This is a genomic window from Kitasatospora sp. NPDC114501, assembly GCF_055633695.1.
Window position 1 is genome coordinate 241,420 of record NZ_JBVKDS010000003.1, and the last position, 25,353, is coordinate 266,772.

Below are 25,353 nucleotides of genomic sequence, written 5' to 3' on the forward strand. Positions count from 1 at the left end.
GGCGGTCCAGCCGGTCCAGTCAGCCCAGGCGGCCGAGGCGGGCCCAGCCGGTCACGGCACGTACCGGTACCCGATCCCCGGCTCGGTGATCAGGTGCCGCGGCCGGGCCGGGTCGCGCTCCAGCTTGCGGCGCAGCCCGGCGAAGTAGACCCGCAGGTAGTTGCCGCGCCCCTCCTGGGCCGGGCCCCACACCTCGCGCAGGATCTGCCGCCCCGGCACCAGCCGGCCGGGGTTGGCGAGCAACAGGGTGAGGATGCGCCACTCGGTCGGGGTGAGCCGGACCGGGCCGTTCGGACCGTTCACCGCGGTGGCCACGAGGTCCACGGTGTGGTCGCCGATCACCGGCCGGCCCGGCGGCGTGCCGCCCGGCGGCCGACGCAGCACGGCGCGCAGCCGGGCCAGCAGCTCGTCCATCAGGAACGGCTTGGTCAGGTAGTCGTCGGCGCCCGCGTCCAGGGCGCCCACCTTGTCGGCGGCGTCGGTCCGGCCGGAGAGCACGATGACCGGCACCGCGCTGCGGGTGCGCAGGCCGCGCAGCACGTCCATCCCGTCGAGGTCGGGCAGGCCGAGGTCGAGCAGGACGGCGGCCGGGGAGGAGTGTGCGGCGCGGTCGAGCGCCTCGCCGCCGCTGGCGGCGGTGCGGACGGCGTACCGCCGGGCGCTGAGGTTGATCCGCAGGGTGCGCAGGAAGGCCGGCTCGTCGTCGACGACCAGGATCTCCGTCGCTTCGCGGGACACGGACCCTCCGGTGATCCGTTCACTCCGTTCACTCCGTTCACTCATGTGGCGGTTCCTCCCCAGGAGCCTCGGTCCCGGCGGCGGGCAGGGTGAGCAGCATGGTGGTGCCGCCGCCCGGGGTGTCCTCGACCTCCAGGCTGCCGCCCATCGCCTCGGCGAGGCCGCGGGAGAGGGCGAGTCCCAGGCCGACGCCGGTGGTGTTGTCGGTGTCGCCGAGGCGCTGGAAGGGCAGGAAGACCCGGTCACGGTCCTCGGGGGCGATGCCGGGGCCGCGGTCGATCACCCGGATCTCGACCTGGTCGGCGTGGTGGCTGGCGGTGACCAGGACGGGCACGCCGGGGGCGTTGTACCGCAGCGCGTTGGTGATCACGTTGGCGAGCACCCGCTCCAGCAGCGGGGGGTCGGCGACCACCGGCGGGGTGCCCTCGTCGATGTCGGCGGTCAGGTCCGGCGGCCGGATCGGCGGGTACGGGTCCGGGAGGCTGTCGAGCGCCCGGGGCAGGATCTCGTCCAGGTGGGTCTCGGTGAGGTGCAGGGTGAGCGCGCCGGCCTGGAGGCGGCTCATGTCGAGCAGGTTGTCGACCAGCCGGGTGAGCTTGACCAGCGACTCGTCGGCGGCGGCGAGGAGTTCGGCCTGGTCCTCGGAGGAGAACTCGACGTCGGGGCTGCGCAGCGAGCCGACCGAGGCGCGGGCGGCGGCCAGCGGGGTGCGCAGGTCGTGGCTGACGGCGGCGAGCAGGGCGGTGCGCATCCGGTCGGCGGCCCTGATCGGCTCGACCTCGGCGGCGACCACGGCCAGCCGGTCGCGCTCCAGCGCGGCGGCGACGTGGGCGGCGAAGGCGGTCAGCACCCGCTGGTCGGCGGCGGGCAGCCGGCGGCCGGTGAGCACCAGCACGGCGTCCGGGCCGACCGGCACCTCGGTGGTCTCGTACGGTCCCCCGCCGTCGTCCTGGTGGTCCCCCTCGCAGTGCGCGAGCACCTCGCCGTCGGCCCGGGAGAGCAGGGCGACGGCCCGCATGCCGAAGGCCGTCCGGGACTTCTCCAGCAGGGCGGGCAGCGCGTCGGCGCCGCGCAGCACGCTGCCGGCCAGGGTGGAGAGGGTCTCGGCCTCGGCGGTGGCGCGGGCGGCCCGGCTGGTGAGCCGGCCGGCGTGGTCGACCACGGTGGAGACGGTGAGCGCGATGGCGGCGAACACCGCCAGGGCGACGATGTTGTTGGTCTCGCCGATGGTCAGGCTGTGGATCGGCGGGATGAAGTAGTAGTTGAGCAGCACGGAGGCGACGACCGAGGCCAGCAGGGCCGACACCGCGCCGCCGAGCAGGGCGACGACGACCACGCCCAGCTGGAAGATCAGCGCGTCGGTGGTCAGGTTGATGCCGTGGTCCGCCCGCGGGAGCAGGACGGTGAGCAGCCAGGGCAGCACCAGGCCGGCCAGGTAGCCGGCGACGGTGCGGCGCCGGGAGTGGCGGCGGCCGAGCGGGGGCAGCCGGCCGCGGCCGGTGAACGCGTGGGTGACCACGTGGACGTCGATGTCCTCGGAGGCGTCCACGGTGGTCTGTCCGGTGCCGGGGCCGGTGAGGAAGCGGTTGATCCGGCCACGGCGGCTGGTGCCGAGCACCAGCTGGGTGGCGTCGTGGGCGCGGGCGAAGGTGAGCAGCGCGGTGGGGACGTCGTCGCCGACCACCACGTGGTAGCTGCCGCCGAGGGTCTCCACCAGCTGCCGCTGCTGGGCGAGCGCGCCGAAGGAGGCGCCGGCCAGGCCGTCGCTGCGGGAGATGTGGACGGCCAGCAGGTCGCCGCCGGCCGTGCGGTCGGCGATCCGGGCGGCGCGGCGGATCAGGGTCTCGCCCTCGGGGCCGCCGGTGAGGGCGACCACGACCCGTTCGCGGGTCTCCCAGACCCGGTCGATGTTGTGGCTGGCCCGGTAGTCGCGCAGGCCCTCGTCCACCCGCCCGGCCACCCAGAGCAGGGCGAGTTCGCGCAGGGCGGTGAGGTTGCCGACCCGGAAGTAGTTGGAGAGCGCGGCGTCCACCTTCTCCGCCCTGTAGACGTTGCCGTGGGCCATCCGGCGGCGCAGCGCCTGCGGGGCCATGTCGACGAGTTCGAGCTGGTCGGCCCGGCGGACCACCTCGTCCGGGACGGTCTCGCGCTGCGGAATGCCGGTGATCTTCTGGACGACGTCGTTCAGCGACTCCAGGTGCTGGATGTTGACGGTGGTGATGACGTCGATCCCGGCGGCGAGCAGTTCCTCGACGTCCTGCCAGCGCTTGGCGTTCCGGCCGCCGGGGATGTTGGTGTGCGCCAGCTCGTCCACCAGCACGACGGACGGGCGGCGGGCGAGCAGGCCGTCGAGGTCCATCTCCTCGAACTCGGTGTCCCGGTAGGAGCGGTGGACCCGCGGCAGGACCTCCAGGCCGGCCAGCATGGCCTCGGTGTGGCGTCTGCCGTGGCACTCGACGTACCCGACCACGACGTCGGCGCCGCGCTGCTGTCTGCGCCGGGCCTCGTCCAGCATCCGGTAGGTCTTGCCGACGCCCGGCGCGGAGCCGAGGTACACCCTCAGCCGGCCGCCGCGGTTGCCGGCGCCGGGGGTGAGGTCGCGGGCCATGGGCACTGCTCTTTCCATCGGGAGGTGGTGCACGTCTGCGGACGCGGGCCGGCCGGCCCGGGCGCGGGAGGCGTGCTCCCGCGCCCGGGCCGGCCCGGTCACCCGACTGTGCGAGGTGAGGTCACTTCTGCTCGCCGAGTGCCTTGTTGAGCAGTACGACGTTGACTCCCTCGTCGCCGAGGAAGCCGAGCGAGCGGCTCTCGGTGTACTTCTCGACCAGTTTGTCCACCGTCTCCACCGGCAGGTTGCGCGCCTTGGCGACCCGGTCGACCTGCTCCCGGGCGTACGCGACGGAGATGTGCGGGTCGAGGCCGGAGCCGGAGGCGGTCAGCGCGTCGGCCGGGACGCTCGCCGGGTCGACGCCGTCGAACGCGGCGACGGCGGCGCGGCGGTCGGTGACGGCCTTCAGCAGGTCCTCGCTGTTCGGGCCCTGGTTCGAGGCGGCGGACGAGGACGCGTCGTAGCCGGTCCCGGCGGCGGAGGGGCGGGGCTGGAACCACTGCGGGTCCGGCCGGGCCTCCTCGTCCGGGTCGTCGGGGTTCTTCTTCGGGAGGTCGAAGCTCTGGCCGATCAGGCTGGAGCCGACCTCCTTGCCGTCGGACTTCACCGGCGAGCCGTTCGCCCGGTCGTCGAAGGCGACCTGGGAGATGCCGGTGACCAGCAGGGGGTAGGCGATCCCGAGGACCACGGTGAGCACGAGGAGCACCCGCAGGGCCGTGAGGTGGGTGCGGAGGATCGTCGGCAGGGGCTTGGACATGGTTCTCTCCTTCCGCGTCAGCTGAGGCCGGGTATGAACTGGACGATCAGGTCGATCAGCTTGATGCCGACGAACGGCACCACCAGACCGCCGAGGCCGTACACCCCGATGTTGCGGCGCAGCAGCGAACCGGCGTCGGACGGGCGGTACTTCACGCCGCGCAGGGCGAGCGGGATGAGGCCGATGATGACCAGGGCGTTGAAGACGATCGCCGAGGTGATCGCGGACTGGGGGCTGTGCAGGCCCATGATGTCGAGGTGGCTCAGGCCCGGGTAGACCCCGGCGAACATCGCGGGGATGATCGCGAAGTACTTGGCCACGTCGTTGGCGATCGAGAAGGTGGTCAGCGCGCCGCGGGTGATCAGCAGCTGCTTGCCGATCTCCACGATCTCAATCAGCTTGGTCGGGTTGGAGTCCAGGTCGACCATGTTGCCGGCCTCCTTGGCCGCCATGGTCCCGGTGTTCATCGCGACGCCGACGTCGGCCTGGGCGAGCGCGGGGGCGTCGTTGGTGCCGTCGCCGGTCATCGCGACCAGCTTGCCGCCCTCCTGCTCCTTCTTGATCAGGGCCATCTTGTCCTCGGGGGTGGCCTCGGCGAGGTAGTCGTCCACGCCGGCCTCCTCCGCGATCGCCTTGGCGGTCAGCGGGTTGTCGCCCGTGATCATGATGGTCTTGATGCCCATCCGGCGCAGCTCGTCGAAGCGCTCCCGCATGCCCTCCTTGACCACGTCCTTGAGGTGGATGACGCCCAGGACCCTGGCCGGAGCCGAGCCGGTCCTGGTCGCCACCACCAGCGGGGTGCCGCCGGCCGCCGAGATGCCGTCGACCAGCGTCGACACCTCGCCGGTGACCCGGCCGCCGTTCTCGGCGACCCAGTCGGTGACCGCGCCGGCCGCGCCCTTGCGGACCTGGTGGACGCCGTCGGCCTCGTCGAGGTCCACACCCGACATCCGGGTCTGGGCGGTGAACGGCACCCAGGTGGCGTGCGTCAACTCGCCCTGGGCGCGGGCCCGCAGACCGTACTCGGTCTTGGCGAGGACCACGATCGAGCGGCCCTCGGGGGTCTCGTCCGCGAGGGAGGAGAGCTGCGCGGCACCGGCCAGTTCCTCCCGGCCGATGCCGGGTGCGGGGACGAACTCGGCGGCCTGGCGGTTGCCCAGGGTGATGGTGCCGGTCTTGTCGAGCAGCAGGGTGTTGACGTCGCCGGCGGCCTCGACGGCGCGGCCGGACATCGCCAGCACGTTGCGCTGCACCAGCCGGTCCATGCCGGCGATGCCGATCGCGGAGAGCAGCGCGCCGATGGTGGTCGGGATGAGCGCCACGATCAGGGCGACCAGGACGATCATCGACTGCGGGGCGCCCGCGTAGGTGGCCATCGGCTGGAGCGTGACGACCGCGACCAGGAAGACGACGGTCAGCGAGGCCAGCAGGATGTTGAGCGCGATCTCGTTCGGCGTCTTCTGCCGGGCGGCGCCCTCGACCAGGGCGATCATCCGGTCGATGAAGGACTTGCCGGGCTCCGAGGCGATCTTCACCACGATCCGGTCGGACAGCACCTTGGTGCCGCCGGTGACGGCACTGCGGTCGCCGCCGGACTCGCGGATGACGGGCGCGGACTCGCCGGTGATCGCCGACTCGTCGACGCTCGCGACGCCCTCGACGACGTCGCCGTCACCGGGGATGACCTGCCCGGCCTCGACCACCACGTGGTCGCCGAGCCGCAGGGCGGTGCCGGGCACCTCCTCCTCGTCCCGGGTGGCGGGCCAGTCCGTCAGCCGGCGCGCGACGGACTCGGTCTTGGTCCTGCGCAGGGTGTCGGCCTGCGCCTTGCCGCGGCCCTCGGCGACGGCCTCGGCCAGGTTGGCGAAGACCGTGGTGAGCCAGAGCCAGACCGTGATGGCCCAGGCGAAGACGGACGGGTCGACGATCGCGGCGACGGTGGTGACCACCGAGCCGACCTCGACCACGAACATCACCGGGTTCTTGACCATCACCCGGGGGTCGAGCTTCCTCACCGCGTCCGGCAGGGACGCGACGATCAGCTTCGGGTCGAGCAGGCCGCCGGCCACTCTGTGCGGGGCGGCGGGCTCGGCGGGGGTCTCGGCCGGTGCGGGGTTGAGCGTGGGGGTGGACATCAGGAGGACAGACCTTCCGCGATCGGCCCGAGAGCCAGGGCCGGGAAGTAGGTGAGGCCGACGACGATCAGGATCACGCCCGACAGCAGGCCCACGAACAGCGGCTTGTGGGTGGGCAGGGTGCCCGGGGTGGCCGGGACCGGCTGCTGCTGGGCGAGCGAGCCGGCCAGTGCCAGGACGAAGACGATCGGCAGCAGACGGCCGAAGATCATCGCCAGGCCGAGCGCGGTGTCGTACCAGTCGGTGTTGACGGTGATGCCGCCGAAGGCCGAGCCGTTGTTGTTGCTCGCGGAGGTGAAGGCGTACAGCACCTCGGAGAAGCCGTGGGCGCCCGAGTTGAGCATCCCGGCGCGCTCACCCGGCAGGGCCGTCGCCGCACCCGTGCCGACCAGCACGATCGTCGGCGTGGTGAGGATGTACAGCGAGGCGAACTTCATCTCCCGGCCGCCGAGCTTCTTGCCCAGGTACTCGGGGGTGCGCCCGACCATCAGGCCGGCCACGAACACCGCCACGACGGCCAGCACCAGCATGCCGTACAGGCCGGAGCCCACACCGCCGGGCGCGATCTCGCCCAGCATCATGTTGAAGACCGTCAGCCCGCCGCCGAACGGCGTGTACGAGTCGTGGAAGGAGTTCACCGCACCGGTCGAGGTCAGCGTGGTCGACGCGGCGAACAGCGAGCTGGCGGCGATGCCGAAGCGCTGCTCCTTGCCCTCCATCGCGCCGCCCGCGGCCTGGAGGGCCGCACCGGAGTGCTGCGACTCGGCGAAGGTCGTCAGGGCAACCGAGGCGGCCCAGAACAGGCCCATCACCGCGACGATCGCGTAGCCCTGGCGGTTGTCCCCGACCATCCGGCCGAAGGTCCGCGGCAGCGCGAACGGGATCAGCAGGATCAGGAAGACCTCGATCAGGTTGGTGAAGCCGGTCGGATTCTCGAACGGGTGCGCCGAGTTGGCGTTGAAGAAGCCGCCGCCGTTGGTGCCCAGTTCCTTGATGACCTCCTGGGAGGCCACCGGGCCGCCGGGGATCTTCTGCACGTCGCCCGCGAGGGTGGTCACCTCGTGGAAGCCGTGGAAGTTCTGCACCACGCCGTTGGCGACCAGGACGAGGGCGAACACGATCGAGATCGGCAGCAGCAGGCGCAGCACGATGCGGGTGAGGTCCACCCAGAAGTTGCCGACCCGGTCCGTCCGGTTGCGGGTGAAGCCGCGCACCAGCGCGGCGACGACGGCGATGCCGACGGCCGCGGAGACGAAGTTCTGCACCGCCAGGCCCGCCATCTGGACCAGGTGGCCCATCGCGGACTCGCCGCCGTAGGACTGCCAGTTGGTGTTGGCGACGAACGAGATGGCGGTGTTCCAGGCCTGGTGGCCCTCCATCTGCGGGACGCCCAGGTTCAGCAGCAGGTGGCCCTGGAGGCGGATCAGGCCGTAGAGGAAGAGGACGGAGACGGCCGAGAAGGCCAGCACCGAGCGGAGGTACACCGGCCAGCGCTGGTCGGCGTCGCCGTCGACGCCGATCAGCCTGTAGACGCCGCGCTCGACTCCGAGGTGTCTGGCGGAGGTGAGGAGCTTGGCTATGTAGTCGCCGAGGGGGCGGTAGCACAGGGCCAGCGCGCCGACGAGGGCGAGGACCTGGAGCCAGCCCGCGAGAGTGGATCCCATGTCAGAACTTCTCCGGGAAGATCAGCGCGACGACGAGATAGCCGACGAGCGCGACGGCCACGATCAGACCAGCGACGTTCTCCGCGCTCACAGCTTCTCCACCCCCCGCGCGATCAGGGCGATGACGGCGAACACGGCGACCGTGACACCGACGTAGATGAGATCGGACATGGGCTCCACCAGAGCGGTTCGGGAGATGCCGCGACCTGGCCGGAGGGGCTCGCGCGGCGCCGGTGGACGACCGGCAGATGCAGCAAACCAGCCGTCAGGGGCGCGTCATGAGGGCCCTGACGCCGTCCATACGGGTGATAGCGGGACGTTGACGCGGCCTTGACGGGCGCTTCACCGGACCGAGACCGTCGTGGTCGGGCCAGGCCCGCCACCAGGGCCGCCGCCAGCCCGCAGCCAGGCCTGCCGCCAGGGCGCAACGGCCCCGGACGGCAGGCTGCCGTCCGGGGCCGTCCTCCCTCCCCCGTTCCCGGTCACATCCGCATGCGCAGCCGGCAGACCACCGCGTCGGTGTGCCGGCGCAGGGCGCGGTCGATCACCGCCCCGCGCCGGTTCTGCAGCACCCGCTGCCACCAGCGGGCCGGCTCCACCTCGGGGATCAGCACCGTCAGCCGGTCGTAGGCGTGCTCCGCCCCCAGCTCGTCGACGAAGTCGGCGATCGGCCGGCCCAGCCGGCGGTGGGCGTCCGGGAGCTCCACCAGCGGCACGCCCGGCCGCCACAGCTCCCAGTCCCGGCGCAGCGCCTCGGCGGCGGCCGGCTCGTGCACCACGGTCACCGCCATCACCTCGTCGCCGAGCGAGAGCGCCGCCGAGAGGCCGTCCCTGGTCAGCCGGGTGATCGCGGTCACCGGGACGACGACCAGGCTGCGCTGCCGGGTCACCGGACCGGGCACCCGGCCCAGCTCCAGCCGCTCGCCGATCCGCGCGTAGCTGCGGTGGACGGCCTCGAACAGCACCACCAGCAGCGGCAGGGCCACCACGATGCCCCAGGCGCCCTCGGTGAACTTGGTGCCGGTGACGACCAACGCGGCGACGCCGGTGAGCAGCGCCCCGAAGCCGTTCAGCGCGGCCCTGGCCCGCCAGCCGGCGGGCCGGTGCAGCAGCCAGTGCCGGACCATGCCGACCTGGCAGATGGTGAAGCCGACGAAGACGCCGATGGAGAACAGCGGCACCAGGCTGTTGACGTCCCCGCCGGAGCCTGCCAGCAGCGCCGCCGACACCGCGGCCAGGAACAGCACGCCGTACCGGTAGACCTGGCGGTCGGCGCGCAGCGCGAACAGGTGCGGGAGGTGGTTGTCGCGGGCGAGCAGGTCGAGCAGCACCGGAAGGCCGCTGAAGGAGGTGTTGGCGGCCAGTCCGAGCAGCACCACGGTGGCGGACTGGACGACGTAGAAGCCGAAGCCGTGGCCGAGCGAGGCGTCGGCGAGCTGGGCGAGCACGGTGACGCCCTCGACCGGCTGGAGGTGGAAGCGGCCGATCAGCACGGCCAGCCCGACCAGCATCACGCCGAGCAGGGCGCCGAGCGCGACCTCGGTGTGCTGCGCGCGCCTGATCCGCGGGGTGCGGAAGGAGGGGACGGCGTTGGCCACCGCCTCCACCCCGGTCAGCGCGGAGCAGCCGGCCGCGAAGGCCTTGAGCAGCAGCAGCGCGCCGACGGTGGTGGCGTTCTCGGCGAGGGTGGAGGCGTGGCCGGCGGCGGCCGCGGTGCTGGCCGGGCCGTCCCGGAGCAGTCCGGCCACGACAATCGCCAGGATGGAGAGCACGAAGACGGCCGTCGGCGCCGTGAACCAGCGCGCCGACTCGGCGATCCCGCGCAGGTTCACCGCGGTGACCAGCGCCAGCACGCCCAGGCAGAGCCAGACCCGGTCGCCGTAGAGGCCCGGCACCGCCGAGGTGAGCGCGGCCACGCCGGCGGTGACGGAGACCGCGACGTTCAGCACGTAGTCGACGACCAGCGAGGCGGCCGCGGTGAGCGCGGTCCGGCGGCCCAGGTGCGCCTTGGCCACCGCGTAGGAGCCGCCGCCGTCCGGGAACGCCGCGATCACCTGCCGGTAGGAGGCGACCAGCACCGCCAGCAGCACCGCGATCGCCACGGTGACCGGCAGCGTGAAGCCCAGCCCGTACGCCCCGGCGGCGGCCAGCACCAGCACGATCGACTCCGGCCCGTACGCGACCGAGGCCATGGCGTCCAAGGAGAGCGCGGCCAGCCCGCCGAGCACGCTGAGCCGGTGCCGCTCGTCGGCGGCGCCGGTATCCGGAGGCCGGGGATCGGCCGCGACGGCCGGGGTGGTGGCGCTGGACATCGGACGGGACCTCCGCAGTCGGTAGTTGGTCCGATCCTGCGGTCCGCGCGCCCGTCGCCCGGCGGGCCCCTACGCCTTCCTGACGCCGCCCCGAGCGGCCCTGACGCGCCCTTGACGCGGCCGCCACCCGAGCGGGGCCCGCCCGGTAGCTGTTGGCGGGGGTGGGGCGAGCCGTTGTCCCGGCGGTCGCCGGCTGGGAAGACGATCAGCTCTGTCGAAGGACTCCCACCCCCGACCCCCACTCTGCTGCCTGCCACCCGTAATTGCAAGCAATGTGCAATAAGTCTGCCCGGAGCCCCGCCCATCACCCCACGGAACGGCCCCGGACAGACGAAACAGCCCCCGATCCGCGTTTCCGCAGATCGGGGGCTGTTTCCATCCTGTGGCTGGTGCAGGGTTCGAACCTGCGTAGCTTGCGCGACAGATTTACAGGCCGCTGACCAGAGACACTCTGACCAGGCAGCTCTCGCCTCCAGACCGCATCTGGTCCGCCCCTGGTCCGGATCATGGTCTCCACGACCCCTGCCGACCCGCCTCCGCGACCACCTGAAGGGCCGGGTCCGGGCAGCTCCTCCGCTGCCCGGACCCGGCCCTTCTGTGTTCCTGGTCACGCTCCGCCAGCCCCGGCACCTCCACCTCCACGCCCAGGTGTCAGCACCGTCGAGCGTGGCCCGTGATCAACATGGCCGAACAGGTCAACTCCCACCGCAACTCTCGGTAAGATCCCGCGCATATCGCATCCAGGAGGGGTCCGAATGTCGATGCGCGAACAGTTTAGCGAATACTACTCACCGTCCGACGATGAGTATCTAGAATATCTATCCAACGGGGTAGTGTCGCTAGACACCAACGTCCTACTCTCCCCCTACAGGCTGGATAGCCAAGCCCGGGGACAGCTCTTTTCAATCCTAGAGTTTCTAGCCGAGCAAATCTGGATTCCCCCCCAGGCCGCATGGGAGTTCTTCAGTAATCGACCAAACGTACTCGCAGGAGAGGATAAGGTCTACCAGAAGCTAGAAGCGCCACTGACTACAGCGCGAAAGTCGCTAGAAGACCACATCAAGACCCTCCAGGGTCATTCAATCGTCACTGCCGAAAAGCAGCAAAGGATCATCCGTGGACTGGATGATCTGATCGAAGAAGTAAAATCACTAAGCAATCAGCGGGATTCGAAGCTTGAGGAAGCTCTTCGCATCGACCCAGTCCTTAACCGATGGGAATCTCTCCTTTCCGGAAAGGTCGGGGAGCGTCCAGATGCTGCCCGCCATGCAGAGCTCAACGCATTGGCCGAAGAGCGGATTAAGTCAGGCCTTCCCCCGGGCGGCAAAGACGCAGACAAGGGCGCCAATGCAAACGGTGACGCCGTTCTCTGGCTCCAGCTGATTGAACACGCAAAACAGACCCAGAGGCCAGTCCTCCTGGTGACTGATGACATCAAGGAAGACTGGTACAGGCGCCAAAGCGGCCAGACCATTGGCCCTCGGACCGAGCTGATTCGAGAGATGCGCTCAACTGCTGGAGTGTCCTACTACCAACAGCCCCTCTCCGGATTTCTGAGACGGGCCGGGAAGGTTCTGTCCAAGCCCGTCTCGGAAGAGACTATCGAGCAGACAAAATCTCTCAGTGCGCATATGGCGGCAGTGCACTACGAAAGTATCGTAGTGAGTGAAATCCTCAACCTCCACGAGCAAGGCTTCGCGCCGATAGTACAGCAGTTTGACGGGGAAAATGGGGTTGACGTGATCGTAACGGTCGATTCGACGAGCTTTGCCATCATAGTCAAACATTCCACTCGCGCCGTAAGCTCGGCAACTGTCATGCGTACGATCGAAAGCCTGCCCCCGCAACTCCATATAATTCCAATCATCATCAGCAGCGCACCTCTCACCGCTCAAGCTGCGGGGATGTTTGCAGAATGGCGCGGAAAGCGCCGCAAAAAGCCGCAATGGATCCATTGGGATCCCACAACCATGTCGCCAGCAGAATTTCAGCTGAGCTTCCTTGCTGCACTTCAAGAAGCAACGGGAGGCCGCTTCAACGATAAGTGGATGTAGATGCATTCGTGCGCGCGAGCGGCATCGGTAACCGCTCGCGCGCAGCCACCCTCGGCGTCACTTAAGAATATTCGCCAATTCATGCATTGAGTTAACTACTGCGATAGCGCCGGCCGCCGCCAATTTTTGCCGCTTCCCAGGCTTATTGGCATAGCCGACCGTAGGGACCCCTGCCGCTTTCCCCGCCTCAACATCACGGGCCGCGTCGCCAATGAAGACGCAACCCTCCGGCCCGATGTCCGCGGCCTCCATGGCTTCGAGCAGCAGGCGCGGATTCGGCTTCATGGAGGAGGGGTCACCCGGGGCACGTCCGAAGACGCCGGCCACGTAGCCGCTGAGGCCGTGCTCCGTGAGGTAGGCCTCGATGGCCGCGCCCGCGTTGTTGCTGACCACCGAGACCAACCGGCCGGAGAGGACAGCAGCGCGCAGAACCGATTCGCCGCCTGGGGTCGGACGAGCGACCCGGACGGCTTCGGTCTCCAGTGCGGCCAGCGCGGCATCCGTGCTGGCCGCGAGATCGGGCCGGGCGTTCGAGACCAGCCGGAGCACGGCGAGAGGGTCGGTCTCGTCCTCCACCCCGGCCGGGGCCTGCTTGCCCGCAGCGAGCAGGCCCTCATGGAGTCGACGCGCGACCTCCGGAGCGGGCAGGCCAGCGAAGACGGAGCACACCGGGCCGTCGAAGTCGAGGAGCACGTGCTTCACTGGCCGCAGCACGTCGGCGAGTTGCTGAGGCGTGGCGATCATGGCTGCCGCTCGTAGGCGATCGTGCTCCACACGCTGTCGAACCACATCTGAGCCTGCTGGACATATTGCGATCCGAGCGAGGCGTCGTCCGGGCCGGCGGCATGGTGGAACAGGGTGGTGTCCTTGCCGGTCACGTCGTAGAAGGTGTGGGCGGTGTCGTCGATCGCCACGGTGCGCTCGCGGAGCGGGTAGAAGCCGAAGAACGCCTCCTGCCGGTTCAAGATGTACAGCTTGAACAGGCTGGAAGCCCGGTGGACCTTGACCTGGACGCTTGCCTTCTGGACGAGGCCGAGCTCGGCCAGCATCTCCACCGAGTGCGCGATGCCGCCGGCGTTCGTCAGGGCGATGTTCCGAGCGCGCTGCCGGAGGGCGGCTTCGTCCTGGAGCCCGTCGACCAGGACCGGCACCGCCATCGGCGCCGTGGTGTCCGGCAGCAGCAGCCGGACCGTGATGGACTCCGGGGCCAACCGTCCGGAGCGGACCTTGTCGAGCGGCTCCTGGAGCGCGTTGTGCAGCGTCTCGCTGGAGAAGCCGGCGAAGTCGAGGGTCACCTGCTGCTGCTCGAAGGCCGCTTCGAGGTGCGGCCGCAGGCCGACCGGGCGCGAGGTGCGCTCCCGGACGAACGAGCCGCTCCCCTGCCGGGTCACGATCAGCCCCTCGGTGCGAAGCAGATCGAGCGCCTTGTCCACCGTGCCGCGCGCCACGCCGAAGTGCTTCGCCAGCTCGGGGCCGGAGGGCAGCTTGTCGCCGGTCTCGAAGCCCGGCTTCTTCGTGAGGATCGAGGCCCGCAGAGAGCTGCTGACCTGCTGATACGGGGGGCGCGAGTCATCCGGGTCTAGGGCCATACGCCAATGCTAGGGGAGGTGCCCAACAGGCGCGAGAAACCCAACTCTCTTGACCTGTCTAAGCAGGTTGCCTATGTTGTGTGTGTCGCACCAAGTGAGACAGGGGCGACACAGAGGGGCCTTCTTTGGGCTGCTCTGACCTGCACAACTGCGCCCGCGAATGGCCGGCTACTGCCGTGTCCAGGGCGAAGGGGCCCGGGACAGATCGGGCCGAGGTACCCGGCGCCTTGGCAGTCCGGAGGGCAAGCCGAAAGGCGCGCCGTCCACGCCTGAACGGGAGCACGCTCCCCAAGAGGACGGCACTTCGGGCCCTGCTCCGCTTCGGCGGGGTGGGGCCCGAGCTGTGAACGAGTGACTTTGGCCCGGCCCTTCCGCTCGCGGTTGGACCGCGCCATGGCTGCTCGTGCACCACGAGTAGCTGGGCCCGCATGAGTCGGGCCGCCGTGCTCCCGGCCAAGGAACGCGCGGCGGCCCTCAGGCCCACCCCCTACGAGAGAGGAGGTAGACCCGTGAGGACGATTGTTGCAGGCCAGATGGCCTTGAACGAGAACGAGTTCGCCGAGCTGGCGCTCGGTCTCGTCACGGACTCGGAGTTCACCCGGCTGTTCACCGGCGTGCCCGGTGAGAGCACGGTCGAGCGCGAGGCCCGCATGGACGCGGCGGACGGGATCCTGGCGGACCTGCGCCGGGAGGACCCGGTGCTGGCCACCTACGCCGAGCGACTGCTGAGCATTGCGCCGGTGCCGCTGCGGCGCCCGGCCGTCATCCGCCGCACCGCCAGCACCGAGCGGGTGGCGGCGTGAACGACACCCTGAACCGCACGGGCTGGCACTTCGACGCCCGGTCCGGGCTGACCACCCGCAACCCCCGGCCGGAGCTGCCGTCGGGGGTGACCGTCACCGCGGCCCTGGATCTGCCGAGGGTCGAGGTGCGGCGGGCCATTGCGGCGCACGAAGCGGGCCACGTCGTGGTCCTGCTGCACTTCGGGATCCCGTTCGAGAGCGTCTACATCCGCGACGACCTCGGCCTGGTCCCGGACCGCGCCGGCAACGGCGGCGCGGTCGTCGTCGGGCCCTGGTCGGCCCCGCTCTACACCGGCCTGGTCATGCTGGCCGCCGGCGAGCGGGCCCAGGACCGGTGGCTGCGGGAGACCGGGCGGTGGAACACCGCACGCGGATGGCTGACCGAACTCGGTGGCATCGGCGACCGCCGCGAGATCTACCGGGCTGTGGACGAGGCCACGGGCCGGGACGTCACCTTCAACACCGGGGACGACCCGTGCCGGGACCTGGCCGCGCTGCACGACCACACCGACGCCCTGCTCGACCTGCTCTGGGAGCAGGTCGGCCGGGTCGCCGACGCGCTGAACGAGCGCGGGCAGCTGACGGCAGAGCAGGCCGCCGAGGCTACCGACTTCTCCCTGGAGCGGGGGTGGCAGCGGTGAGCGGGCTGAACGAGTACCGCGCCGAGCGGCGCGAAGACCGCCGGGCCGAGCGGGCCGACGCCCGGGCGGACCTGCGGGAGGAGCGCGAGCAGCGCCGGCTGGACGCCGAGGCGGCCCGCCAGCGGCGCGAGGCCGACCAGCGCGCCGCCGAGGAAGCCGCGAACCGGCGGCGTGCGGCGCGGGCCGCGCGGTTCGGCCGGGTGACCGGCTGGGTCACGGCGAACCCCGCGCGGGCGTTCGTCCGGCTGGTGCAGGCGTGCTCGATCGTGCCGGCCGTGGTCTCCCAGGTCGCCGCGCTCGACCACGCGGACGTGGCCCTGCTGCTGGCGGTGCTGCTGGCCGCGATGCTGGAGGGCGGCGCGTGGGCGCTGGTCGCCATGGGCGCCCAGGCGGAGGGCGAGCGCTCCACCCACACCTACCGCCTCGGCGCCTGGACGGCCGGCGCGGTCGCCGCCGGGATCAACTTCGCCCACGGCTGGACGCAGTACACCGATGCCCGGTGGGTCGCCGCCGTGCTGGCCCTGTCCAGCATCGGCGCCGTCTGGCTGACCGACCTCCAGACCCACGGCGGCCGGGGCCCGACCACCGCCGAGAAGAAGCAGGCGAAGGAGCGGGCCGAGCACGCCCGCCGCCGGGCCGAGCACCACCCCGAGGTGCGGGCCGTCGCGGACCGTCTGCTGTCCGCCGCCGCTTACGGAGCGTTGTCGCCCGATGAGGCGTGGCGGATCGCGTGGGAGTACGTCCACGGCGTCACCGTCCCCGGCCTGACGGCCGAGCTGCTGGCCCAGCGGCTCAACGCGAGGGCCCGGGTGGCGGAGCTGAGCGCGCTGCCAGCACCGGCCGATCTGTGGCCGGGCATGCCCGACGACCCGTTCCCCTCGCTCACGCTGCCGCTGCCCTCTGGACCGTCCGACGGCGTGTACCTCGACACCGTTCCCGACGCGTTGCGGAACGCTTCCCCGATCACGACGGAAGCGCTCGAAGCCATTTACGGAAACGGGTCGGGCGTACCCGTACCGAAGCCCGAAGAGCCCGACGACGGGTCCTCGACCGACGGCGGCGGGAACGCTTCCGCCCCGGCCGGGGAACGGGCCCTGAACCCGGCCGATCTGGCTCGGGTCCGGGTGCTGGCCGCCGACCTCGCCGCCGACGGCGAGGAGCTGTCGACCCGCAAGGTCCGCTCGCTGCTCGGCTGCCGCAATGAGACCGCCGTCCGCCTGCGCGCCGCCATCGAAGCCGAGCGCAACCGTCCCGGAACGGAGAACGCACAGTGACCACCGACACCGCCGAGACCAGCCCGGCCGTCGCCGGCGAGTAGGGGCGCTCTCCATGTCCGTGACCGAAATCCAGGTCGTCAGCTTCGGCTACCTGCACGCCGCCGCGCCCGAGGCCCACCTGATCCTCGACCTGCGGCGCCACTTCCGTGACCCGCACGTTGACCCGTCCCTGCGTCGCCAGAGTGCCCACGACCTGCCGGTGCGCCGGGCGGTGCTCGCCACTCCCGGCATCCGGGAGCTGATCACCGCCACCGCGCTGCTGGCCGACGCCTTCGACGCCGGTCCGGCCGAGGCCCCGCTGACCATCGCCGTCGGCTGCGCGGGTGGCCGACACCGCGCCGCCACCGTCGCCCTGGTCCTCGCCAGGCGCCTCGCCAAGACCGGCACCACCGTCCGCCTCACCCACCGCGACCTCGACAAGCCCGTCGTCGACCGCTGAAGGAGCGCACGAACCCGATGCAGCTCTTCCGCCGAAGCCAGCAGCCCAAGTCCGGCCAGCAGCGCCGGGCCGCCGCCGTCCGCCGCGCCGACCGCGAGGGCCAGCGCCAGATCGACTCCCACCGCACCAGCCAGAGCACCACCGCCTGGCACCGCGCGCCGACCCCGCGCGCATGGTGGCGCTCCTCCTGACCCCCGCCCCTGTGGTGCAGACCCCACACGCCTCGGCGTGTGGGGTCTGCACCACCCCTGACCAGGGAGAACCCATGGGCTACATGCTCTGCACGATCTTCCTCGCGGTGGACACCCTGATCATCATCGTCTGCCTCCGCGCGCTCATCCGGGGGGACCGATGACGATCCCCCCGCCGCCGTCCCAGCCGCCCACCGCCGGCACCCCCAACCCCGGCCCTGAGCCCGTGGCCGAGTGGTGGCGCAAGTCCGGCCCCGTCCTCCCCACCCCGACCTCGGGCACGCCGGACTCCACTGTCCACATCCCGGTCCCGATCACCGCCGCCGGACCGCCCTCGATGGAGGCCGCCGCCGAGGCGTTCTGGGCCCCGGCCAGCAGGCTCTTCGCTGAGCAGGCCTCGACGATCGCCTCCCAGGTGGGGGAACAGATCGGCCAGTTGCTGACCGAGACCGAGGCCCAGCGCCAGGCTCGCCAGCAGGTGGAGTACGAGCAGCTGCTCGCGGGCCAGCGTGCCCGGATGGACGCGGCGCTCGGCGCGGTCGGGGAGAGCGCCCAGGAGCGTTCGGCGCGCCACCGCATCGAGGACGTCCTCACTCCCTCTGGTCCCGCTCAGCGGGACGACCTCGTCGGCCTGGTCGACCTCCTCGCGGACCGGCTCTCCGAGATTCCCGAGGACCGGGCCACCCGTCTAGAAACCCAGCGTGAGCTGGACCGGCAGCGGGCCCGAGTCCGGGAAGACCAGCTGCGCGCCGCGGCAGGTGAGACTCCCACCCAGCGCGACCTGCGCCACCGTCAGCAGCGGCTCGCCGACCAGCGCGAGGCCAAGGCCCGGGCCCGCCGCCAGCACCGCAAGGCCGCCCGCGCCACGGCCGGATCCTCCGACCGCACCCGTCGCTTCCGCCGCTGGTGCGTCCTCACCGCCATCAGCGCGGTCGGCGGCTACGCGACCGGCCTGGTCGAGCTGATCATGCCGGGCGGGCCGTTCGTCGGCCTGCTGCTGGCCGCCGGCGGCTGGGCCCTCGACCTGCACCTGCGTGACCGGGGCCGCCTGCGCGTGAGCGAGGTCCACCGCCCCGGCCCCCTGCTGATCCTGATCGCCGCGCGCATCCCGGTCGCCTCCGGCCTCGCCGTCGCCACCGGCCTCGCCCCGCTCCTCGCCGCCCTCCCCCTCTACTGACCCCGCCAAGGAGACACTCCATGAGCAGCCTCATCGCGCTGGGTGCCGGCGGCGCCGCCACCGTCACCACCATGTACCTCTACGTCGGCATCCGCGGAAAGAACAAGATCACCGTGGACCCCGACCACGTCCCCTACTGGGCGTTCGGCATCGGTCTCCTCTCCGCCAACGCCGGCACCGCCTTCCAGCAGCTGTCCGGGATCGGCGAGCAGTTGGGCGCGTCGTTCGAGGGCAACGCCGCGCTGGGGGAATGGCAGCAGGGCGCGACCGCCGCCGTGCTGACCATCGCCGTCTTCGGGCTCAAGCCCCGTGCCTGGAAGGACGCCCTGTGCGGGGCCATCGCGCCCAGCCTCTACGCGAGTGCCGGCGGATTCTGGGCCATCCCCGCCTCCGTTCTCAGCGGCCTGATCAACTCGTTCATCGGCTGACGGCGGTGGAACGCATCTTCCCCACCGAGAAGCTGATCCCGACCCTCCTGTGGCCGTTCACCGGCCTGGCCGCCGGCACGCCCGTCCTCGTCCGCAAGCTGACGGCCCCCCAGCGCGAGCGCCGCGCCGAGGCCGCCGCACTCAAGGCCAAGCAGGACGAGCTCGCGCAGCAGATCGCCCAGGCCGCCGAGGCCGCGTTCGCCAAGAAGCTGGCGGAGGCCGACCCGGCCAAGCGCGCCTCGATGCTCCAGGCCCAGGAAGCCGCGCAGGTCGCGGCCCGCCAGCTGGAACTGGAGCAGGCCAAAGCCGCACGCAAGGCCGCGCGGAGCCGGGCGGGCGACGCCGCCGGCGCGGCCGCCCTGATGCTGATCGTCGGCGGCCCGCTGATCTACTCCCTCGCCCGCCCCTGGATCCAGCCCGGCATCGGCCTCCTGATCGGGGCGTGGTGGATAGCCGCCCTGATCCACGCCCCCACCCCCGACAAGACCACCCCGGTCGAGGCCGACCAGGAGGACCAGGACCAGCCGGTGCCCGCTGTCGAGGCCACCGAGGAGGAGCCCGCCGAGGAGGACTACCCGGAGACCTCCGAGGCGGCCGCCCCGACCCCCGCCGACGCCCGCCATGCGGTCGCCCTGCTGGGGGCCGGCGGCACCCACGTCGCCCTCACCGCCGTGACCGCACATCTCGCCTCCGCGCACCCCTTCTGGAAGCGGTCCGGGAAGGCCGTCCGCTCCCTCCTTCACGAGGCCGGAATCAGGGTCCGAGGAGGGGTGAAGGTCGAGGGCATCAGCGTGCCCGGGATCCACCACGACGACGTGCCCCCGCTCCCCTCCCCCTCCGAGAGCGCCCCTGACGGCGTTGTTGTCGCAGGTCAGAGCAACAACAACAACAACCACAACAACGCCCAGCAGTGGTCCACCCGAGAGGGGTTCGTCATGCGCGCCGACCCCGAGAACCCCGCCCGAACGATCATCGTCGGCCGCGCCAACGCCGCGTGATCCACACAGCACGAAGCCCCACACCGGCCGCCTGTTCTTGGCAGAGAGTCGGCCGGTGCGGGGCTGTGCATCCCCTTCACAGAGATGGGACCAGCATGCCCCAGTTCGACCGCTCCACGCTCGTCATCGTGGCCGACACCGGCGACCGGGAGAGCGCCAGCGACGGCCACTCCCGCTACGGCGCCTACATCGCCCACCACGCCGGCCAGTTCCACGACGACGGCCAGCCGCTCCGCCCGGCCGAGTTCGCCGCCGCCGCGTGGCGCATCGCCACCAGCCCGGTCATGGCCCCGGGCTACGCGGTCGTGCGCCCGGACCTCGACCGGGTCGAGGTGTACGTCGACCACGACGGCGGCGCCCAGTTCTGCGTCAAGGTCGGCCTGCGGCACAACGCGCTCGCCCACCGCCCCACCGGCCGCCCGCTGGACTGGGAGTGCGCCCCGTGGTCCCGCCCCGATGAGGCGTGGCCCGTGCTGGTCGGCCCGGAGCGCACCGACCGCCCCGCCGTCCTGGTGACCGCCACCGTGCTCCTCCCAGTCCCGGAGAGCATCCTCGTCACCCCCACCGCGGCCCGGCCCGGCCGCGCGCTCACCAGCGAGGCCAAGGCCGTCGTCGCGGCGCTCGCCGAGCACGCCAACCGGAACCTGGCCCCGCTCGTCGCCGACCTGCTCGGCGGCGTCCGGTGAGCGGCCCGGTCATCAGCTCGTTGAGCACCGAGTACGCGCCGAACGTGATCCCGTTCCGCCCCGAGCCCTCCGAGGTCAAGGCCGCCGAGCAGGCCGTCATCGGCGCAGCCCTGCTCGACCCCGCCCAGATCCCCGCGCTCGCCGCCCAGTTGGGCGACCCGGGCGCGTTCTACCACCCCGTGCACGAGACGATCTGGCGCGCCATCGTCCGCATGGCCGACGGTGAGCGGCCGGTCGATCCGCTGCTACTGGCCGGTGTCCTGCGCGGCCAGGGGGACCTGGTCCGCGTCGGCGGGCCCGGCTACCTGCACACCTGCATCGAAGCCACACCCACTGCCGCGAACGGCGACTACTACGCCGAGATCGTGCGCATCGCGGCCGAGCGGCGCCGCATCAACACCGCCACCAGCCGCCTCGCCCACATGGCCGGCGACGACCAGGCCGACCTCGACGCCGTCCGCACCGCCGCGCTCGCCGCGCTCGCGGACCTCGCGTCCGGCGAGACCTGGCTGGACCCCGTCCCGCTCGGCTCCCACGGGACGCTGCCGACCTTCCCCGCCCGCGCCCTGCCCGGCTGGGTCGGTGCGTACGTGGAGGCGGTGGCAGAGTTCACCCAGACCCCGGCCGACATGGCCGCCACCATGTCCCTGGCCGCCCTGTCCACCGCCGCCGGCGGCCGGGTGAACGTGGAGATCCGGCCCGGCTGGCGCGAGCAGTCCAACCTCTACCTGGTGTGCGCGATGCCGCCCGCCAGCCGCAAGTCCGACGTGTTCGCGTTCATGACCGGCCCGGTCTACCGGGTCGAGGACGAGCTGCGGGCCGAGGCCCGGCCCCGGATCATCGAAGCCGAGACCGCCAAGGAGACCGCACTCGCCGAGGTCGAGGCGCTCATGGCCAAGGCCCGCAAGAACCCCGACCTCGACCGCGCCCACCTGGTGGCCGAGATCTCCGGCGCCCGAATGCTGGCCGACGAGATCGTCGTCCCGCCGAGCCCGCGGCTGACCCTCTCCGGGGACATCACCCCCGAGACCGTCACCCACCAGCTCGGCGTCCACCGCTGCCTGGCCGCGCTCTCCCCCGAGGGCGACCTGTTCGACAGCATCGTCGGCCGCTACAGCAGCAAGCCCAACCTCGGGGTCTTCCTCCAGGCCCACAAGGGCGAGCGCCTCCAGGCCGACCGGATCACCCGCGAGCAGCCCACCGTCGACAAGCCCGCGCTCACCATCGGCGTCACCCCGCAGCCAGCCGTCCTCCAGGAGCTCGGCGCCGCCCCCGGGGCCCGCGACCGCGGCCTGCTCGCCCGCTTCCTGTACTCCCTCCCGCCCTCCAACCTCGGCTACCGCAAGATCCGCACCACCCCCATCCCCGAGCCGGTCGCCACCGCCTACGACGCCCGCCTGTCGGCGCTGCTTCGCGCCCTCACCGCGTTGGAGGAGCCGTTCACCGTGAAGATGACCGAGGCCGCCGACCTCGCCGTCGAGAAGCTCCAGGAGAAGTTTGAGGTCCAGCTCCGCCCGGACGAGCCGCTCGCCCACATCAAGGACTGGGCCGGCAAGCTCGTCGGCCACATCGCCCGCATCGCGGTCCTCCTCCACCTCGCCGACCACGTCGCCGGCGACTGGCGCGCCCCCGTCGAGGCCGCCACCGTCGACCGCGCTGCCGAGATCGCCGAGTACTACACCGCCCACACCCTCGCCGTCTTCGACCTCATCGCCGCCGACCCCGCCACCGAGGACGCCCACGCCCTCCTCCAGTGGCTCCAGCGGCCGAAGAAGGACGGCACCCATCGCACCCACATCAAGGCCCACGACGCCGTCGCGTCCTCCCGGCGGTTCAAGAAGGTCGCCGACGTCGAACCCGCGCTTGCCCTCCTCGAACAGCACGGCTGGCTCCGCACCGACCAGCCCTCGGCGAGCGGCCAGCGCGGCCGGCCCCAGGCCGTCACCTATCGCGTCCACCCGGTCCTGAGCACCCCCGTGGACACGACGCCGCTCTCGTAACCGTCAGGGACGTCAGGACAAAGCCCTGACCTGGCGATACGCCGCCGGACGCGCAGTCAGGGCACGTCAGGGCTGTCAGGGATAGCCGAGATCTCCTGACAGCCCTGACAACCCCTGACGCCCGGCCAGGGCGCGTATCAGCAGGTCAGCGAGTTCCCCTGACATGCCTGACGTCTTCCGCCCTCCATCGCCGCCCGCAAGAGGGCTCGTAACACTCCGCAGCCACCCTCCGCACCCACAGCAGGAGACTTCGCCATGCCCAAGCGCGAACTGCTCAAGCTCCCCGTCGTGCTCGCCGAACTCGGCATGTCCCGTGCCGCCTTCTACCGGATGCGCGCCCGGGGCCAGGCGCCGCGCCTGATCAAGCTCCCCAATGGCCAGGTCCGGGTCGACCGGTCCGACCTGGACGCGTGGCTCGCCGCCTGCGAGGTGGCCGCCTGATGCCCACCTCCTACAAGGTCAAGTTCTGGGACCACCGACACCGTCCGGACCGGCGGGCCCCCTGGATGGTCCGCTGGACCGTCGCGGGGAGGGAGTTCTCCGAGTCCTTCCTGACCAAGACCGCGGCCGACGGCCGGAAGGCGGAGCTGATCTCCGCCCTCCGCGACGGGAAGCCGTTCGACGTCGCCCGTGGCCTGCCGCTCTCCGAGCTCCGCAAGGAGAAGCAGATCAGCTGGTACGAGCTCGGCCGCCGGTACGTCGAGGCCCGGTGGGAGGGAGCCCCCGCCAAGACCCGCACGACCTGGGCCGACGCCCTCGCCACGGTCACGTTCGAGCTGGTGAAGTCGAAGGCCGGCATGCCGGACAAGCGGATCGTCCGCCGGGCGCTCTACAGCTGGGCCTTCAACGTGAACGCGTGGGGCGAGGAGCCGCCGGCGGACTGGGCCAAGGCCCTGGCGTGGGTGCAGAAGCAGTCCGTGCTGGTCTCCGCCTTCGAGGAGCCGCCGATGGTGCGCCGCCTGCTGAACGCCCTCGCGGTGAAGCTCGACGGCAAGAAGGCCGCGCCGTCGGTCATCCTGCGCAAGCGCCGCATCCTCGGTCACCTCTTCGGCTACGCCGTGGAGGAGGGCTACCTGGCCGCGAACCCGCTCCCGACCGTCCAGTGGCAGCCGCCGGAGGCCGAGGAGGAGGTCGACCCCGGCGTGGTGGTCAACGAGGACCAGGCCGCCGCGCTCATCGAGGCGGCGGGACGCCAGGGGAAGCGCGGGGCCCACCTCCGGGCCTTCTTCGCCTGCCTCTACTACGGCTGGCTGCGGCCGGCCGAGGCCGTGTTCCTCACGCTCGCCCGCTGCCACCTCCCGGCCGAGGGGTGGGGCTACGTGGTCCTGGACGAGACCCGGCCGCGGGTCGGGTCGTCCTGGACGGACGACGGGACCTCGCACGACAAGCGCGGGCTGAAGCACCGGGCCGAGAAGGCGACCCGCCGCGTTCCGATCCCGCCCGAGCTGGTGGCGATCCTGCGGGAGCACGTCGCCGCCTTCGGCGCCGCGCCCGACGGGCGGCTGTTCCGGACGTCCCGGGGCGGGATGGTGCAGGAGAGCGGGTACGGGGTCGTCTGGCAGCGGGCCCGGGCCGAGGTGCTGTCGCCGGCCGACTGCGCGACGAAGCTCGGCAAGCGTCCGTACGATCTGCGGCACGCCGGGATCTCGCTCGGGCTGAACTCCGGGGTCGACCCGACGGAGGTCGCCCGGCGGGCGGGGCACAGCGTGGCCGTCTTGCTACGGGTCTACGCGAAGTGCCTCCACGGCACCGTCGAGTACGCGAACGAGCTGATCTCGAAGCGGCTCAACCGGAACCGCCCGGCGGCGCCGGCTCCGGATCCTGGTCCGTAGCTGGTCCGTATGCGCTGGTCAGCGCTGGGATCCGGGTGGCGCAAAGTGAGACAAGTCGCCCAAACGAGGCACCACTCGCCCCGGAAGCAAATAAACGAAAAAGCGGCCCCTCACCTACGTTTCCGCAGGTCAGGGACCGCTTTTCTATCCTGTGGCTGGTGCAGGGTTCGAACCTGCGTAGCTTGCGCGACAGATTTACAGTCTGCTCCCTTTGGCCGCTCGGGCAACCAGCCAGGATCTTTGTCTCCCGGGGTGTTCACCCCGTTCGACGTGGTAAACCATACCTGATGCCAGGGGGTGCTTCGCCACTCGATGGATCACCCGACGACCGGGAAACCTCGGGCGACCGCTACGGGCGGGGCCGGTGTGGCGCTGGATAGGCTGGGACCGCGGACGCCCGGTGGGCGGCCCGCGCCAGTGAAGCCAGAGCATCAAGGAGACCAACACCCATGGCCGACTCCAGTTTCGACATCGTCTCGAAGGTCGAGTGGCAGGAGGTCGACAACGCGATCAACCAGACCTCCCGCGAGATCGCGACGCGCTTCGACTTCAAGAACGTGGGCGCCGAGATCAGCCGCTCCGGCGAGAAGATCGAGATGAAGGCGAACGGCGAGGAGCGCGTGCGCGCCGTCCTGGACATCCTCCAGACCAAGTTCGTCAAGCGCGGCCTGTCGCTGAAGGCCCTGGACGCCAACGAGCCCCAGCTGTCCGGCAAGGAGTACAAGATCTTCGCCAACGTCAAGGAGGGCATCACCACGGAGGACGCGAAGAAGGTCGCGAAGATCATCCGTGACGAGGGCCCGAAGGGCGTCAAGGCGCAGGTCCAGGGCGACGAGCTGCGCGTCAGCTCGAAGAGCCGCGACGACCTCCAGGCCGTGCAGGCCCTGCTCAAGGGCAAGGACCTGGACTTCGCGATCCAGTACGTGAACTACCGCTAGGGCCGGCCCCGGCCCGCGGGGACGCGGGCTGCGAGCGGCCACCGGGCGCGGCGGGGGCGCGGTGCCGAAGAGGTCTTCGGCACCGC

The 25,353-nt window shown here is 71.4% G+C and carries 23 protein-coding genes and 1 tRNA gene; 14 read left to right on the forward strand and 10 right to left on the reverse strand.

Going from position 1 to position 25,353, the window contains the following annotated elements:
- Positions 1–51: 51 nt before the first annotated feature.
- From ACZ7RU_RS07550 to ACZ7RU_RS07580, 7 genes are all read right to left on the reverse strand, one after another.
- A complete protein-coding gene (locus ACZ7RU_RS07550; RefSeq protein ID WP_470339942.1) occupies positions 52–738 on the reverse strand; it encodes a response regulator in 687 nt (228 codons plus the stop codon).
- 37 nt (positions 739–775) lie between these two features.
- On the reverse strand, positions 776–3,346 hold the full coding sequence (locus ACZ7RU_RS07555; protein ID WP_470339943.1) for an ATP-binding protein: 2,571 nt from the start codon (positions 3,344–3,346) through the stop codon (positions 776–778).
- Between the two features lie 121 nt (positions 3,347–3,467).
- Entirely contained in the window at positions 3,468–4,103 is a 636-nt protein-coding gene (gene kdpC / locus ACZ7RU_RS07560) for a potassium-transporting ATPase subunit KdpC (protein ID WP_470339944.1), read from the reverse strand.
- A gap of 17 nt (positions 4,104–4,120) precedes the next feature.
- Positions 4,121–6,238 carry a potassium-transporting ATPase subunit KdpB gene (gene kdpB, locus ACZ7RU_RS07565; RefSeq protein WP_470339945.1) on the reverse strand — a complete coding sequence of 706 codons (2,118 nt, stop codon included), beginning with the start codon at positions 6,236–6,238 and terminating at the stop codon, positions 4,121–4,123.
- Entirely contained in the window at positions 6,238–7,902 is a 1,665-nt protein-coding gene (gene kdpA, locus ACZ7RU_RS07570) for a potassium-transporting ATPase subunit KdpA (RefSeq protein ID WP_470339946.1), read from the reverse strand. The genes kdpB and kdpA overlap by 1 nt, the downstream gene beginning before the upstream one ends.
- A 1-nt stretch (position 7,903) precedes the next feature.
- Positions 7,904–7,993 carry a K(+)-transporting ATPase subunit F gene (gene kdpF, locus ACZ7RU_RS07575; protein WP_350519858.1) on the reverse strand — a complete coding sequence of 30 codons (90 nt, stop codon included), beginning with the start codon at positions 7,991–7,993 and terminating at the stop codon, positions 7,904–7,906.
- Between the two features lie 391 nt (positions 7,994–8,384).
- Positions 8,385–10,214, reverse strand: a complete 1,830-nt coding sequence (locus ACZ7RU_RS07580) for an APC family permease (RefSeq protein ID WP_470339947.1) — start codon at positions 10,212–10,214, stop codon at positions 8,385–8,387.
- 755 nt (positions 10,215–10,969) lie between these two features.
- Between ACZ7RU_RS07580 and ACZ7RU_RS07585 the strand changes: the two genes are divergently transcribed.
- Complete coding sequence (locus tag ACZ7RU_RS07585) at positions 10,970–12,268, forward strand: PIN-like domain-containing protein (protein WP_470339948.1); 1,299 nt, start codon at positions 10,970–10,972, stop codon at positions 12,266–12,268.
- Positions 12,269–12,325: 57 nt separating this feature from the next.
- Here the strand turns inward: ACZ7RU_RS07585 and ACZ7RU_RS07590 are convergent, their stop codons facing one another.
- Positions 12,326–13,012 carry an HAD family hydrolase gene (locus tag ACZ7RU_RS07590; protein WP_470339949.1) on the reverse strand — a complete coding sequence of 229 codons (687 nt, stop codon included), beginning with the start codon at positions 13,010–13,012 and terminating at the stop codon, positions 12,326–12,328.
- Entirely contained in the window at positions 13,009–13,857 is an 849-nt protein-coding gene (locus ACZ7RU_RS07595; protein ID WP_470339950.1) for a GntR family transcriptional regulator, read from the reverse strand. Before ACZ7RU_RS07595 ends, ACZ7RU_RS07590 begins: the two co-directional genes overlap by 4 nt.
- Before the next feature lie 509 nt (positions 13,858–14,366).
- Between ACZ7RU_RS07595 and ACZ7RU_RS07600 the strand changes: the two genes are divergently transcribed.
- From ACZ7RU_RS07600 to ACZ7RU_RS07655, 12 genes are all read left to right on the forward strand, one after another.
- A complete protein-coding gene (locus tag ACZ7RU_RS07600; protein WP_470339951.1) occupies positions 14,367–14,660 on the forward strand; it encodes a hypothetical protein in 294 nt (97 codons plus the stop codon).
- The gene (locus ACZ7RU_RS07605) at positions 14,657–15,301 is read left to right on the forward strand and encodes a hypothetical protein (protein WP_470339952.1); all 645 of its coding nucleotides are present in this window, start codon (positions 14,657–14,659) and stop codon (positions 15,299–15,301) included. Before ACZ7RU_RS07600 ends, ACZ7RU_RS07605 begins: the two co-directional genes overlap by 4 nt.
- Positions 15,289–16,575 (forward strand): hypothetical protein, encoded by a 1,287-nt coding sequence (locus ACZ7RU_RS07610; protein WP_470339953.1) that lies wholly within the window; start codon positions 15,289–15,291, stop codon positions 16,573–16,575. The genes ACZ7RU_RS07605 and ACZ7RU_RS07610 overlap by 13 nt, the downstream gene beginning before the upstream one ends.
- 55 nt (positions 16,576–16,630) lie before the next feature.
- Positions 16,631–17,017 carry a RapZ C-terminal domain-containing protein gene (locus ACZ7RU_RS07615; RefSeq protein WP_470339954.1) on the forward strand — a complete coding sequence of 129 codons (387 nt, stop codon included), beginning with the start codon at positions 16,631–16,633 and terminating at the stop codon, positions 17,015–17,017.
- A gap of 17 nt (positions 17,018–17,034) precedes the next feature.
- Positions 17,035–17,208 (forward strand): hypothetical protein, encoded by a 174-nt coding sequence (locus ACZ7RU_RS07620; protein ID WP_470339955.1) that lies wholly within the window; start codon positions 17,035–17,037, stop codon positions 17,206–17,208.
- 160 nt (positions 17,209–17,368) lie between these two features.
- Positions 17,369–18,385 carry a hypothetical protein gene (locus ACZ7RU_RS07625; RefSeq protein ID WP_470339956.1) on the forward strand — a complete coding sequence of 339 codons (1,017 nt, stop codon included), beginning with the start codon at positions 17,369–17,371 and terminating at the stop codon, positions 18,383–18,385.
- Between the two features lie 20 nt (positions 18,386–18,405).
- Entirely contained in the window at positions 18,406–18,813 is a 408-nt protein-coding gene (locus ACZ7RU_RS07630) for a hypothetical protein (RefSeq protein ID WP_470339957.1), read from the forward strand.
- 5 nt (positions 18,814–18,818) lie between these two features.
- Positions 18,819–19,811: a hypothetical protein gene (locus tag ACZ7RU_RS07635; RefSeq protein WP_470339958.1), complete on the forward strand. Its 993-nt coding sequence runs from the start codon at positions 18,819–18,821 to the stop codon at positions 19,809–19,811.
- Positions 19,812–19,906: 95 nt separating this feature from the next.
- On the forward strand, positions 19,907–20,497 hold the full coding sequence (locus tag ACZ7RU_RS07640) for a hypothetical protein (protein ID WP_470339959.1): 591 nt from the start codon (positions 19,907–19,909) through the stop codon (positions 20,495–20,497).
- A gap of 20 nt (positions 20,498–20,517) precedes the next feature.
- A complete protein-coding gene (locus ACZ7RU_RS07645; RefSeq protein WP_470339960.1) occupies positions 20,518–22,497 on the forward strand; it encodes a YfjI family protein in 1,980 nt (659 codons plus the stop codon).
- Between the two features lie 255 nt (positions 22,498–22,752).
- Positions 22,753–22,938, forward strand: coding sequence for a helix-turn-helix transcriptional regulator (locus ACZ7RU_RS07650; protein ID WP_470339961.1), 186 nt, complete (start codon positions 22,753–22,755; stop codon positions 22,936–22,938).
- On the forward strand, positions 22,938–24,329 hold the full coding sequence (locus tag ACZ7RU_RS07655; protein ID WP_470339962.1) for a tyrosine-type recombinase/integrase: 1,392 nt from the start codon (positions 22,938–22,940) through the stop codon (positions 24,327–24,329). The genes ACZ7RU_RS07650 and ACZ7RU_RS07655 overlap by 1 nt, the downstream gene beginning before the upstream one ends.
- A 152-nt stretch (positions 24,330–24,481) precedes the next feature.
- Here ACZ7RU_RS07655 and ACZ7RU_RS07660 read toward each other — a convergent pair.
- Positions 24,482–24,562: transfer RNA gene (locus tag ACZ7RU_RS07660), tRNA-Tyr, on the reverse strand.
- Positions 24,563–24,778: 216 nt separating this feature from the next.
- Between ACZ7RU_RS07660 and ACZ7RU_RS07665 the strand changes: the two genes are divergently transcribed.
- Positions 24,779–25,267: a YajQ family cyclic di-GMP-binding protein gene (locus tag ACZ7RU_RS07665; RefSeq protein WP_049652087.1), complete on the forward strand. Its 489-nt coding sequence runs from the start codon at positions 24,779–24,781 to the stop codon at positions 25,265–25,267.
- Positions 25,268–25,353: the final 86 nt, after the last annotated feature.

Excerpts from the sequence above, each read along its gene's own strand:
- ACZ7RU_RS07620 (WP_470339955.1), top strand. The coding sequence starts at position 17,035 with ATGCAGCTCTTCCGCCGAAGCCAGCAGCCCAAGTCCGGCCAGCAGCGC.
- ACZ7RU_RS07640 (WP_470339959.1), top strand. The coding sequence starts at position 19,907 with ATGCCCCAGTTCGACCGCTCCACGCTCGTCATCGTGGCCGACACCGGC.
- ACZ7RU_RS07585 (WP_470339948.1), top strand. The coding sequence starts at position 10,970 with ATGTCGATGCGCGAACAGTTTAGCGAATACTACTCACCGTCCGACGAT.
- ACZ7RU_RS07590 (WP_470339949.1), bottom strand. The coding sequence starts at position 13,012 with ATGATCGCCACGCCTCAGCAACTCGCCGACGTGCTGCGGCCAGTGAAG.
- ACZ7RU_RS07580 (WP_470339947.1), bottom strand. The coding sequence starts at position 10,214 with ATGTCCAGCGCCACCACCCCGGCCGTCGCGGCCGATCCCCGGCCTCCG.
- ACZ7RU_RS07655 (WP_470339962.1), top strand. The coding sequence starts at position 22,938 with ATGCCCACCTCCTACAAGGTCAAGTTCTGGGACCACCGACACCGTCCG.
- ACZ7RU_RS07555 (WP_470339943.1), bottom strand. The coding sequence starts at position 3,346 with ATGGCCCGCGACCTCACCCCCGGCGCCGGCAACCGCGGCGGCCGGCTG.
- kdpA (WP_470339946.1), bottom strand. The coding sequence starts at position 7,902 with ATGGGATCCACTCTCGCGGGCTGGCTCCAGGTCCTCGCCCTCGTCGGC.
- kdpB (WP_470339945.1), bottom strand. The coding sequence starts at position 6,238 with ATGTCCACCCCCACGCTCAACCCCGCACCGGCCGAGACCCCCGCCGAG.
- ACZ7RU_RS07595 (WP_470339950.1), bottom strand. The coding sequence starts at position 13,857 with ATGGCCCTAGACCCGGATGACTCGCGCCCCCCGTATCAGCAGGTCAGC.
- ACZ7RU_RS07665 (WP_049652087.1), top strand. The coding sequence starts at position 24,779 with ATGGCCGACTCCAGTTTCGACATCGTCTCGAAGGTCGAGTGGCAGGAG.
- kdpC (WP_470339944.1), bottom strand. The coding sequence starts at position 4,103 with ATGTCCAAGCCCCTGCCGACGATCCTCCGCACCCACCTCACGGCCCTG.
- ACZ7RU_RS07615 (WP_470339954.1), top strand. The coding sequence starts at position 16,631 with ATGTCCGTGACCGAAATCCAGGTCGTCAGCTTCGGCTACCTGCACGCC.
- ACZ7RU_RS07650 (WP_470339961.1), top strand. The coding sequence starts at position 22,753 with ATGCCCAAGCGCGAACTGCTCAAGCTCCCCGTCGTGCTCGCCGAACTC.
- ACZ7RU_RS07630 (WP_470339957.1), top strand. The coding sequence starts at position 18,406 with ATGAGCAGCCTCATCGCGCTGGGTGCCGGCGGCGCCGCCACCGTCACC.
- ACZ7RU_RS07625 (WP_470339956.1), top strand. The coding sequence starts at position 17,369 with ATGACGATCCCCCCGCCGCCGTCCCAGCCGCCCACCGCCGGCACCCCC.